This window comes from Paenibacillus tritici, from assembly GCF_013204885.1.
Taxonomy (GTDB): Bacteria; Bacillota; Bacilli; order Paenibacillales; family Paenibacillaceae; genus Paenibacillus_AQ; species Paenibacillus_AQ tritici.
Genome location: NZ_JABMKX010000006.1, coordinates 341,176 through 353,643 on the forward strand (window position 1 = coordinate 341,176; position 12,468 = coordinate 353,643).

Annotated in this window: 11 protein-coding genes; 8 read left to right on the plus strand and 3 right to left on the minus strand. The window is 53.6% G+C overall.

All coding sequences use genetic code 11. The annotated features are described in order from the left end of the window. Positions 1 to 25: 25 nt before the first annotated feature. A complete protein-coding gene (locus tag HQN87_RS13185; protein WP_173133522.1) occupies positions 26 to 886 on the minus strand; it encodes an AraC family transcriptional regulator in 861 nt (286 codons plus the stop codon). A gap of 162 nt (positions 887 to 1,048) precedes the next feature. Here HQN87_RS13185 and HQN87_RS13190 point away from each other — a divergent pair, with 162 nt between their 5' ends. Then, the gene (locus tag HQN87_RS13190; RefSeq protein WP_173133525.1) at positions 1,049 to 2,656 is read left to right on the plus strand and encodes a glycoside hydrolase family 43 protein; all 1,608 of its coding nucleotides are present in this window, start codon (positions 1,049 to 1,051) and stop codon (positions 2,654 to 2,656) included. A 9-nt stretch (positions 2,657 to 2,665) separates the two neighbouring features. Here the strand turns inward: HQN87_RS13190 and HQN87_RS13195 are convergent, their stop codons facing one another. Further along, positions 2,666 to 3,766, minus strand: coding sequence for a GerAB/ArcD/ProY family transporter (locus HQN87_RS13195; protein WP_173133529.1), 1,101 nt, complete (start codon positions 3,764 to 3,766; stop codon positions 2,666 to 2,668). 179 nt (positions 3,767 to 3,945) lie between these two features. Here HQN87_RS13195 and HQN87_RS13200 point away from each other — a divergent pair, with 179 nt between their 5' ends. From HQN87_RS13200 to HQN87_RS13230, 7 genes are all read left to right on the plus strand, one after another. Beyond that, a complete protein-coding gene (locus HQN87_RS13200; protein ID WP_173133532.1) occupies positions 3,946 to 5,454 on the plus strand; it encodes a spore germination protein in 1,509 nt (502 codons plus the stop codon). A 1-nt stretch (position 5,455) separates the two neighbouring features. Then, entirely contained in the window at positions 5,456 to 6,679 is a 1,224-nt protein-coding gene (locus HQN87_RS13205; RefSeq protein WP_173133535.1) for a Ger(x)C family spore germination protein, read from the plus strand. A 6-nt stretch (positions 6,680 to 6,685) separates the two neighbouring features. Further along, positions 6,686 to 6,916, plus strand: a complete 231-nt coding sequence (locus HQN87_RS13210; protein WP_246552751.1) for a hypothetical protein — start codon at positions 6,686 to 6,688, stop codon at positions 6,914 to 6,916. A 186-nt stretch (positions 6,917 to 7,102) separates the two neighbouring features. After that, the gene (gene zwf, locus HQN87_RS13215; protein WP_173133538.1) at positions 7,103 to 8,641 is read left to right on the plus strand and encodes a glucose-6-phosphate dehydrogenase; all 1,539 of its coding nucleotides are present in this window, start codon (positions 7,103 to 7,105) and stop codon (positions 8,639 to 8,641) included. A gap of 46 nt (positions 8,642 to 8,687) precedes the next feature. Then, the gene (gene gnd / locus HQN87_RS13220; RefSeq protein ID WP_173133541.1) at positions 8,688 to 9,581 is read left to right on the plus strand and encodes a phosphogluconate dehydrogenase (NAD(+)-dependent, decarboxylating); all 894 of its coding nucleotides are present in this window, start codon (positions 8,688 to 8,690) and stop codon (positions 9,579 to 9,581) included. 185 nt (positions 9,582 to 9,766) lie between these two features. After that, on the plus strand, positions 9,767 to 9,961 hold the full coding sequence (locus HQN87_RS13225) for a hypothetical protein (protein WP_173133545.1): 195 nt from the start codon (positions 9,767 to 9,769) through the stop codon (positions 9,959 to 9,961). Between the two features lie 102 nt (positions 9,962 to 10,063). After that, on the plus strand, positions 10,064 to 11,356 hold the full coding sequence (locus tag HQN87_RS13230) for an L-cysteine desulfidase family protein (RefSeq protein WP_173133548.1): 1,293 nt from the start codon (positions 10,064 to 10,066) through the stop codon (positions 11,354 to 11,356). A gap of 31 nt (positions 11,357 to 11,387) precedes the next feature. On the opposite strand, the gene HQN87_RS13235 is transcribed toward HQN87_RS13230, so the two are convergent. Then, complete coding sequence (locus HQN87_RS13235) at positions 11,388 to 12,443, minus strand: ankyrin repeat domain-containing protein (RefSeq protein ID WP_173133551.1); 1,056 nt, start codon at positions 12,441 to 12,443, stop codon at positions 11,388 to 11,390. Between the last annotated feature and the right edge of the window lie 25 nt (positions 12,444 to 12,468).

Below are 12,468 nucleotides of genomic sequence, written 5' to 3' on the forward strand. Positions count from 1 at the left end.
GAAATATTGTTATATTGTCATATGACTACATGTTCCCTTTCCGGTACTTCAGCGGAGTGGTCCCGAGGACCCGCTTGAACAGCTGATTGAAATAGGAGGCGTTCGGGAAGCCGACGGCGATGCCGATCTGCTCCACAGCCATATCGGTAGTTCCGAGCAGCCGGCAGGCCTGCTTGAGCCGCCGGGCGGTGAGATAGTCGACCAGACGGCCGCCCGTTTCCTGATGAAAGATCCGCGAGACATAGGATTTCGAGAGATGAGTCTCCTCCGCAAGCTGATCCAGATTCACCTCTTCCTGATAATGCGCCTCTATCCAGTTCATGATCTGCTCCGAATACCGGAGATTCCTCCGTTCCCCTGTATGGATCAGCGACTGCCCGCCTGTTCCCAGGCAGCTGAGCAACTGCAGGAGCAACATCGTGATATCCTCAGTATCCTCCTCTAAGGATTGGTTCCGGCACTGGTTGTAGTTCTCGTAGACCCATTCCATAGTCTCGAAGCGGTCCCCGAGATCAAAGCCGCAATACGGGTTGTCCCCCTGCCAGAGAGCAGAGAATAATGCCTTACGCTTGCTGAAGCCCTGCAGCAGATTCTCGGCAATATGGGGATCGAGATAGAAGATCGTGCGTACGAATGGGCGGGCTGGTGACACTTCTGAATAGATCCGGTGCAGCTGATACGGCTGGAAAAAGAAAAGCATGCCCGGCCGGATATCATACATCTGCTGATTCACAACAATGCTGCCCTGCCCGCCGTGTACGAGCATGATTTCACAGCACTGATGCCAGTGGTAATATCCTTTGTAATGGTCATCCGTATAGATGCGGTAGTCCCAGATGAGAGACTGCCGGTTCGCAAACAGAACAGGTTCGAATAGCTGTTTCATAACACTCTCTAACGCCTCCAACAAGACAAAATACAAACATTTTATTATAACCCATTATAACTTTCTGCTCTCTCAGCGGCTACAATAAAAACGGGGATTCTTCAATAGAATCCAAGAGATACAATTCATTCTGTAACTTACATTAATCAGGGGGTAACATTTATGGCTCCAATCATTGTTAATCCGGTGCTGACCGGTTTTCATCCCGATCCGTCTTTCCTTAGGGTAGGGGATGATTATTATATCGCAACCTCCACCTTCGAATGGTTCCCCGGTGTGGAGATTCATCATTCCCGTGATCTGGTACACTGGCATACGCTTACCCGTGCGCTGACCGAGACCTCACAGGTCGACCTGCGCGGCAACGGAAGCTCCGGCTCCATCTGGGCGCCGGCACTATCCTATGACAACGGCTTGTATTACCTGCTGTATACGGATGTGAAGTCCCGCTCAAGTGTCTATAAGGATCTGCATAACTATCTGATTACGGCTGCCAGTCTTGAAGGACCCTGGAGCCCGCCGGTAAGGCTGAACGGCAGCGGGTTCGATCCGTTCCTGTTTCATGACAGAGACGGACGCAAATGGCTGCTGAATATGCGCTGGGACTTCCGGCAGAATCACAGCAATTTCTCCGGCATCGTCATGCAGGAGTATGACCCTGAGAGCGGCAGGCTGACCGGTCCTATTCATGAAATATACCAGGGGACTCCTGCAGGAGTAACGGAAGGACCGCAATTGTACAAGCGCGGGGATTACTACTATCTGCTGGTTGCCGAAGGGGGTACCGGAGTGAATCATATGGTCACGATGGCCCGCAGCCGCAGCCTGACGGGACCTTATGAGACCGATCCGGATTACCCTATTATGACGACGGCTCATGATCTGGCCTATGCTTTCCAGCAGGCAGGGCACGGCTCACTGGTGGAGACACAGTCCGGGGAATGGTACATGGCTCATCTGTGTACCCGCCCGATTCCGGGAACGGGCAAGCTCAATCCGCTGGGCCGGGAGACGGCTATCCAGCGCTGCGTATGGACGGAGGACGGCTGGCTGCGCCTGGCGCACGGCGGGAAGCTGCCGGCCCTGCGGAGCGAAGCACCGGAGCTTTCCCCGCACCCGTTCGATGCCTTGCCGGAGCGGGATGATTTTGACGGCAGTGTGCTGGGTTATCCTTACCAGAGTCTGCGCGTACCGTTCGATGAATCATGGGTGAGCTTGCAGGAGCGTCCCGGCTTCTTACGGCTCCGCGGCCGGGAATCCCTGGCATCGCTGTTTGACCAGAGTCTGATCGGGAGGCCGATTCAGCATTTCTCCTGCACCGTGACTACCTGCCTGGAATTCAAGCCGGACAGCTTCCTGCAGATGGCCGGGCTGGTGCTCTACTATGATGACAAGGATTACTATTATCTTCGCGTAACAGCGGATGAGCTCAGAGGGGTGGCTCTGGGAGTCGTAATGTGTCAGGCCGGCAAATATGGGGAAATTTCCTCCATGCAGATATCGGTGAAGGACTGGGAGCGTTACTATTTGAAGGCAGAGATTAACGGCAGAGAGATTATGTTCTACGCTTCGCGGGACGGGGAGGTCTGGACAGCGATGTGCACGCCGCTTGATTTCGGCACCCTCTCGGATGAGCATGGCGGCAAGCTGGGCTTCACCGGATCTTATGCCGGGATCTGCGCACAGGACCTGGACCAGCAGGCGAAGGCGGCGTATTTTGACTACTTCGAATATACAGGCGTGGACTTATCAGGCGGGCACAGCGTGTAGCTCTACAGCTTAGGAGGCAGCGGCCCGCTGCCTCACTTTGTATACTATGAGAATAAGCAGGGGAAGTCCGAGCGACAGACTTAGATTCCAGTCCACCCAGAACGGGGGGATTTCTTTGACATAGAAGATGATGTCCTTGGAGATGAGCTGAGACAGTCCGTAGATCAGGAACGCGACAGGGAAGATTAGAGGGCGGTGGCTTTTCAGCTTGAAGATTTGCGCGGTTCCGAGTACGAAGGCATAGAAGTAGAGTGCTGTTTTGAAATAGGTCGTGATAATCCAGGCGGTAGCCATAAGTGCTTCGAGCCGCTGCAGAAAGTTGGCGATATTGATTTTTTGGGCCAGGATATAGGCGGCATAGAAATTATGCTCGGAGAAATAGACGCCGAGCACGGTCAGCGAGAGAAAGAGGATCAGGTTCAAACCTGCTGAACCCAGGCAGAGCGCAATGAAGATATCACGGTTAATCTTACTGTTCTTGCGGGTGTAAGGATAGATCATGAAGAATACGCAGATCTCTCCGAAGGGATAAAATACGCCGATCATGATCGTATGCAGCATATCCGGCAAGGGTGTAGTCATCATGGGATAGACACGGTCCAGCCGGACCTGCGGAAATAAGAGCACCATCAGGGCCACCAAGAATAGAGCAAACAACGGAAAAAACACCTGCGCTGCCCGGCCGACCGTCTCAAGCCCCAGACGCAGACCGTACACCAGCAGAACAATGCTCATGAACCGGATCACTCCGCCGGGAGTTCCCTCGTAGATCTGGGTACACATGAAATCCTCAATCTCCCGGACATACGTAGAGGCCGCGATGATGAAGAAGAACAGATAGTACCCGCCTACCGCGCTGCCTAGCCATTTCCCCAGCACCTGCCGGCTGATCTCAATAATATTTTGGTCCGGACTGATATTCGCTACTACAACAAACAGGAAGACTAGTGCAATCCCCGGCGGAATGCTGAACAAGGCGGCGATCCAGGCATCCTGATGGGCTTCAGAAGTCATGGCTGCAGGATAGACCAGGGCCATATCCCCGATAAAAGTGAAAAGACCGAGGATTACCAACTGTGCTGTGCTGATCCGCTCTTTTTCAATACTCATCTCTATCCCCCCTTTACATGTGACCTCCAGGACCTATGAAAACCGAAACTCCTCTTAGTATGGCATCCCCTTCCATAATTATGTGAATCCAGTACGGGTCTGAATTTGAGGAATAATTATCAAGCAATGCTACCAAACTAACCGGAATAGAATGTTCACGGGAAGGAGAGGTGGCCCGGATGAAGAGTACGGTGGAGGGGAAGTTATCCAGCCGGCTGGAGGTCAATCATGAACAGCTGTACAAGCTGCTGGGCGAGAGTACTGACCTGGTGAGAAAACAGCTGAAGCTGGGAGAGCATACGGAGCTGGCTATTTTTTATATTGATGGCCTGATAGATAATCAGCTGCTGCATAATTCGATTCTGTATTCGCTTCAGGAGGGACGGACCTCGGCTCTTCTGGAAGAACAGGACCCGGATAAGAAAATAGAAATCTTGACCAGCCGTGTGCTGATGGCCGGCGATCTTACCGTGGTTCAGGATTACGCCCAGTTCGTACACGACCTGTTATCCGGCAACGTGATGCTGATGGTGGAAGGGACGGACTCAGCGCTGCGGATCGGTCTTCCCGGCTGGGAGGACCGCGGGGTAAGCGAGCCCAGCTCGCAGTCGGTGGTCCGCGGACCGATGGAGGGGTTCAGCGAGAATCTGCGGACCAACACTGCGTTAATCCGGCGCAAAATCAAAGACAGTCAATTGTGGCTGGAAACGATGCAGATCGGCCGCGTCACCCAGACCAGTGTCTCGATTATGTATCTCAGCCACATTGCGAATAAAGAGCTGGTGCAGGAGGTGAAGCGGCGCCTGAACAGCATTGATACGGACAGCATTCTGGAGAGCGGCTATATCGAGGAATTTATTCAGGATAAGGTGGCGACACCCTTTCCCACGATCTATAACAGTGACCGGCCGGATACCATCGCGGCGGGGATTTTGGAAGGGAAGGTGGCTATCTTAGTCGATGGCACCCCCTTTGTGCTGCTGGCCCCAACTGTATTTGTCTCCTTCTTTCAGTCGGCGGAGGATTATTACCAGCGGGCGGATATCTCTACCCTGCTGCGGTTCATCCGGTTTCTGGCTTTTTTTATCACCTTGTTTGCCCCTGCGTTCTATGTGGCTATCACAACCTATCATCAGGAGATGATTCCGACCAATCTGGTAATCAGCCTGGCGGCGCAGCGGGAGACGGTGCCGTTTCCGACTTTTGTCGAAGCACTGATGATGGAATTGACCTATGAGATTCTGCGGGAAGCAGGCGTACGGATTCCTAAGAATGTGGGTCAGGCTGTATCCATCGTCGGAACGCTGGTTATTGGGCAGGCGGCGGTTGCGGCAGGGTTCATCTCCTCGGCGATGGTCATCATTGTATCCATTACAGCGATCTCAAGCTTTGTGATTCCCGAAGCCGGAATGTCCATCGCCGCACGCATTATCCGGTTTTTCCTGATTGCGCTGGCCGGGTTCATGGGTCTGTACGGAATATTGTGCGGAGTATTCTTAGTGGTGCTGCATCTCGTCAGCCTGCGCTCCTTCGGCGTTCCTTATATGAGTCCGCTGGGGCCCTTCCGGCCGACAGACCTTAAGGATTCTATCTTCAGGTTCCCCTGGCCGTTCCTCAGAACAAGACCGCAAGAGAATAGAACACAGAATCTGCACCGCCAGAACAGATCCAAACGCGGAGGTTCCTGATATGACAAGCCGAATTAAGAGAGCCGTTGCTGTTTGCCTTCCCCTCCTGCTGGTTTCGCTGCTGCTTAGCGGGTGCTGGGAGAGGAAGGAGCTGAATGAACTGGCCTTTGTGCTGGCGCTGGGCCTCGATAAAGCGGAGAACGGCTACAACGTAACGATGCAGGTGGTCATCCCCTCCTCGATCTCTTCACAGAATGCGGGAGGAACGGGGGGAAGCGGTGTTCCCGTGGTTGTGTATAATTTTACAGTGCCAACGGTCTATGAATCCCTCCGTAAGTTCAATCTGATCAGCTCCCGTTCTCCCTATCTGGGCCATATCCGGGTGCTGGTGATCGGGGAAGAGCTGGCACGGGAAGGGGTGGGCGAGACGCTGGATGTGATCAAAAGAAGCCGGGAGCCGCGCATGGACTTCTATGTGATGGTTGCACGGAAGACAACTGCCGAGAATGTGCTGAAGGTGCTGACTCCGCTGGACCGGCTGCCGGCCACTAAATTATTCAGTTCCCTTGACAAGTCCTACAGGATTTCATCCAAGACCGTCGCGGTTACATTGGATCAATTCATCGAGGACCTGCTCCTCCAAGGGGAGAGTCCTGTATTAACCGGAGTGGAGGTGGAGGGGGATCCCGAAGCAGGCAGTGAGAAAAGCAATGTGGAACAGACGGACCCCAGAACGAAACTTCACTATGAGAGTGTGGCCGTATTCAGAAAGGATAAGCTGGTGGGCTGGATAGATGATAACTTAACGGTTGGCTTCAATTATGTGACTGATAATGTCACCAAGAATACAGGGCATTTCAAAGACGAAACCGGAAGCCTGATTATTATAGAGGCGCTTACCTCTGCTACCAGCCGGAAGGTGAAATTCATAGACGGCGAGCCGCATATTTTTTTGAGTGTGGAAACGTTATCCAATGTAGAGGAAGTTGAAGGCGCGGATAAGCTGGATACGGAGGCCAAGATCAGATCACTGGAAGAGAAGACGGAGGCCCGGACTGTAAAGCGGATGAAAGATGCTGTAGAGGGAATCAGCAAGCAGTTCAATGTGGATATCTTCGGCTTCGGCCAGTCCATATACCGCAAGAGCCCCAAGGCATGGCAGAGACTGAAGGAACAGAAGGGAGAAGACTATCTCAGAACACTCCCTATCCATTACGAGGCTAGTGTGACGATCAACCGGATCGGTACGATTGATAATTCATTTCTTGACGAGATTAAGGAGTGAGGCTGTATGCTGCTGGTGCTGATGTTTGCTCTGATTGCCGCAGGCTGTGCAGCCATAGATCTGTCCTCCCTGAAGGGCAGGCAGAAGCGGCGTGACCGTGTGGTCTGGGGGCTGCTGTGGATCGTTGGAATGGCTGCCACGATATGCACGCTGCTCAAAATTCAGGTTCCCAGCCCGCTGCTGCTGATTATATTCATCTTCAAGCCGATCAATGATCTGGTATCTTCATGGTTCTGATCATGGGTTCGGAGCATCATAGCAGGTCTTCTAATGGAAGGCCTGCTGTTTGGCATGTTTGGGTAATTATCGTAAATGTCGAATTGAGATTGACGAATTGATTTTATAGTCGTATGATGTGTTATAAAGTTCCTGAGTAATAATAAGTAACTATATAATAAAATAATAACAACGGGAGGAATGAAAGTGGAATCATCAACCTTTATACTTTTTGGCGCAACCGGGGATTTAGCCAAACGGAAAATTTATCCCGCTTTATATAACCTGTTCACTGATGGCAAGCTTTCCGGTCCTCTCTCCGTCATTGGCCTGGGCAGAAGGGAAGTCTCGAATGGGGCTTTCCAGATGCAGGTGCTGGATTCCCTGCGCACCTTCTCGCGCCGTCCGGTTGAGGATACAGCGGAGCTGCAGCATTTCCTGCGGGCTTTTGAATATAGCGTGCTGGATGTTGGACGTCCGGAGGATTATGAGAAGCTGCTGGGACATGTACAGCGCCGGGAGGAAGAGCTGGGACTTCCGCAGAACCGGATGTTCTATTTATCTGTCGGTCCTGAATTCTTCGGGGAGATTGCCGTAAACATCAATGCCAGCGGCCTCGGTGATACCGAGGGCTGGAAACGCCTGATCATCGAGAAGCCGTTCGGACGGGACTTGCATTCTGCCCGGGTGCTGAATGACAGCTTGAATGCGGCTTTTGCAGAGGAGGAAATCTTCCGTATTGATCACTTCCTCGGCAAGCCGATGGTACAGAATCTGGAGGTGCTGAAGTACTCCAATCCTGTGCTGCGGGCGTTGTGGCAGAACCGTTATATCGCCAATGTCCAGATTACCGCGAGTGAAACGGTAGGGGTGGAAGAACGGGCAGGGTATTATGACAAGGCGGGTGCGCTGCGGGATATGTTCCAGAACCATATGCTGCAGCTGCTTATGATGATGGCGATGCAGCTGCCGAAGGGCAGTACACCGGAGGATGTGCGCAGCAAGAAACGCCATGTGATCCGCTCTGTACGTCCGCTGCTTGCCGAAGAAGTAACGCAGCATGTTGTGCGCGGCCAGTATGCAGCAGGGGAGATCCGCGGACAACAGGTGCCTGCCTATACAGCCGAGCCCGGGATCGAAGCCTCTTCCCAGAATGAGACCTACATCACTGCGCGGCTGTGGATTGAAGATCCGCTGTGGAAGGATGTACCCTTCTATATTCGTACCGGCAAACGCATGAAGGAGAAATCCACCCGGATTGTTATAGAATTCAAAGAGCCGTTTAATGATTTGCATAACAAGAACCGGAACAAGCTGGAGCTTGACCCCAACCTGCTGGTGATTGATATCGGCCCGAATGAGGGCATATCCCTGACGCTGAACACCAAGAACCCGCGTCAGCACGGGCAGCTTGAGCCGGTCAGCATCAGACACGAGTCCGGTAATCCCGATCTGCCGGAAGCGTATGAGAATCTGATCTACGATGCTATGCTTGGCGATGCGACCTTCTTCGCCCATTGGGAGGAGGTAGAGTTGTCCTGGCAGTGGGTTCAGCCTATCATCGACGCAACCGCAGATGGCAGCCTGCCGCTGCATCTCTATCCCTCCGGATCGAATGGTCCGGAAGCTGCCGAGGAGCTGCTCGGTGAGTATCACTGGTGGCTGGATGAGCCGCAGAGCGGAGAGCCTGCCCGCGGCCACCGGACGGCCGGGACAGAGCCGGAAGTTATCCGGCCTGGCGCGTAAGTAATAAGAATATAACGAAAAGCAAAAAGGATCGGAGGGATTCATTATGAAAGTCGGATTAATCGGTCTCGGCAAAATGGGCTTCAATCTCGGCCAGAATCTATTGGAGCATGCTCACGAAGTAGTAGCGTATGATGTGAATGCCGCTGCCGTGCAGGAGCTGGCAGAACAGGGGGCGTCCGGTGCAGCAAGCCTGAAGGAGCTGACGGGCAAGCTGGATTCCCCGCGTGTACTCTGGATCATGGTCCCCCATACGTTTGTGGATTCGGTGATCACTGAACTAACACCGCTGTTGTCCCAGGGTGATATCATTATCGAAGCGGGGAACTCTCATTATAAAGAGTCGATCCGCCGTCATGACGAGCTTGGCGCCCACGGGATTCATTTCCTGGATGCGGGAACGTCCGGCGGAATGGAAGGCGCGCGGAACGGTGCTTGTTATATGGTTGGCGGAGATGAGGAGGCATGGGCGGTGGTTGAGCCGCTGTTCCGTGACACTGCAGTGGAGAACGGGTACCTGTATGCCGGCAAATCCGGCAGCGGACATTTCCTCAAGATGGTACACAACGGCATTGAATACGGGATGATGGCCGCCATTGGCGAGGGCTTCGAGGTGCTGGAGAAAAGCGGGTATGACTTCGACTTCGAGCAGGTGGCCCGCGTCTGGAATAACGGCTCGGTGGTCCGCTCCTGGCTGATGGAGCTGATCGAACGCGCCTTCTCCAAGGACGCCAAGCTGGAGGAGATTAAGGGCATCATGCATTCCTCCGGGGAGGGAAGATGGACGCTCGAGACTGCATTTGACCTGCAGGCGGCGACTCCGGTCATCGCTATGGCCCTGCTCATGCGTTACCGGTCCCTGGAGACCGATACCTTCACCGGTAAAGTGGTCGCTGCGCTGCGCAACGAATTCGGCGGTCATGCGGTGGAGACGAAGTAAGACACGGCAACCTATTCTTCAGGTGAACAGCAGGCTGTTTCAAGTAGTCACTCCATGACTCTTGGGACAGCCTGTTTATTTTGTTTCCACTTGTGCTGATAAGCTTCGGTCTCGCAGGGCAGAATCAGACAACCCGCACGGAGCATATAAGTACAGAAACAGGAAATGGACGGGGGAGAGGACCGGTGTCCCAGAATCAGGAATTCAGAGTCTATCTGATCACGAAGCGAGATATTTTACGGTTTATTGTGGTTGAAATCATTATCGGCAGTATGACGTATAAGCTGGCTTTGAATCTTTTTCATAATTCCATCCTGGCAGGTGCCGGAGGCTGGGCTTGTACGGAAGGACTGAAGCGGCTGGTGAAGCTAACCGGCTAATGGGTAATAACGGGGATTCCCCGGACTGTCTATCTGATGTAGTATATATAGAAATAGATATAGATATAGACACAGATAGATAGAGGGAATGGTGATTCGCATATGGTTAACCTACTGGAAGTATTGAAGAAGGAGATTGTTCCGGCCGAGGGCTGCACGGAGCCGATTGCGGTGGCCTATGCCGTGTCTTTGGCGGCTGAGCTGGTTGAGGAAGAGATTACAGGGATCGAGCTGTTCCTCAGCGGAAATATCATTAAGAATGCTATGGGCGTCGGGATTCCGGGTACAGGCCAGACCGGGCTGCCGATTGCGGCTGCCTTGGGAGCGGTGGTGCTCCGGTCGCACCGTAAGCTGGAGATTCTGTCCGGGCTGACTCCGGGGGAGCTGGCTAAGGCAACGGATATCCTGGAGCGGAAGCTGCTGGAGGTTGAGCTGAAGGATACGCCAGAGAAGCTATATATAGAAGCGAGAGTGCGCAGCAAGAATCATACCGCAACAGCCATCGTGGCTAAAGAACATACGAACGTGGTGTTGTTGGCCAAGGATGGCAAACGGCTTGAGCCGAAGAGGGACAAGGCGGATTGCGAGGAGTCGCATACCCTGGACCCGGAGGTCTACTCGGTTTCACTGGAAGAGATCTATGAGTTCATTCAGACCACACCGTTCGCTGAACTCAGTTTCCTGCTGGAAGGGGCGAGAATGAATAAGGCGATCTCGGAGGAAGGGCTGCGCGGGGAGTATGGTCTCCAGGTGGGCCGGAAAATGAGCCAGCAATCCGCCCTCAATCTGTTCGGCGCGGATGTGGCGAACCGGATCATTGCCGCAACGGCAGCCGCATCCGATGCACGGATGGACGGCAGTGCCATGCCGGTAATGACGACGGCGGGCAGCGGCAATCAGGGGATTGCCTGTACCATGCCGGTCATTGCCCTGGCCGAGCTCCTCGGCAAGGATGAGGAGACCCTGGCCAGAGCGATGGCGCTCAGCAATCTGATTACCATCCATGTGAAGCATTACATTGGCCGTCTGTCCCCACTCTGCGGCTCAGGCATTGCCGGTGGAGTGGGGGCGGGCAGCGGCATTGTCTATCTGATGGGCGGGACGCTGGCGCAGATCAAGCACTCCATCCAGAATACGATTGCCTCTACTTCCGGCATGATCTGTGATGGTGCCAAGCCGACCTGCGCGCTCAAAATCTCAACGGCAACGAATGCGGCCATTCAGTCTGCTACTCTTGCCATGAACAATATCTCTCCGAGTCTGAATGACGGCGTCATCTTTGAGAAGGTGGAGGATACGATCAAGAATATGGAGACCCTGGTTCAGGAGGGGCTTGCTGCCACAGACCAGGCGATTCTGAATATTATGCTCTCCAAGGGAGCCGCTTCTTCATAGGGAGCAGTACAAGTGCTGTATGTCTCAGCATTTAGCGTTTGTAATCCGGCTGCGGCAACGAAACGGGCTGTGGATTGGCAAGTACCCAATTCACGGCCAATTCGCATAATCTGGCCGGCTCATCATTGCCGTTGCCATGGCGCAGGTATCCGGCTAAATCAGCCGCTTCCTTCAGGTGCGTAGGGTCCAGAGGTGTGCCCGAGGCGAAGTGCAGGAGCAGCGCCTTCAGCATTTTACGGAAATCGGCATCCCAGTTGCCTCCGCCGTTATTCATGATTTCATGTGAGATCCGGCCGGTGATGCGAATGACCTCTCCCTGTACGGTGAGCGCATGTCCTGACGCCGGGATTAGTAATTCCCATAGCTCCTGGTGCTGATCCTGCCATCTTATGCTGTTTACCTCGATCTTGGAAACGCCGTCATGCATCACCCGCGCTGCTACAGGCTCCACATCGAATAGCTTGTACAGTGAGTCCAGGGCATCTGCGGTTTCGCTTAAGCGCTCTTTATTGAAATTGGATCTGGCGAATTCAAAGCTCTTGCCGATATTCTTCACAGATTCCTTCATCTCCGGTGTGATCACCGCCCCGGCATCCAGCAGGATGTGCGAGATTTCCAGCATGTCGGCGATATCGCTATTCCGGCATTGCAAGAGGGCCTTGGACAGCGGGGTGTTCCCCGACTTATTCACCGCATGGACATTGGCGCCGTGGGCCACCAGATCCCGTACCGACTGTGTACGGTAATAGTTGACTGCAGCGTGCAGCGGGGTCTGATTCTGATAATCTACGGCTTCCAGCTCCGCACCAAGCTCCAGGAACAGTGGGATATTGCCGGACCAGGTTCCGGCCTGCGAATACAGCGGGGTGCGCTGATATTTATCCCTGGCGTTAATGTCGGCACCCTGCTCCACGAGCCAGCGGACCAGCTCATCCGGAATCTGCCGGATGCTGAGCGCGGGTTCTTTGTAGTACCCCAGGGTCGCATTCCATTCACAGTCGTCAAAGACAGCCTTCAGCGCAGCGATATCATTCGATTTAACCAGCTCACCAAAATTGGCGGGTAATGTTTTTTTCTTTTTGCCCATAGTCTGCTTCCGCTCCCTTATGAAT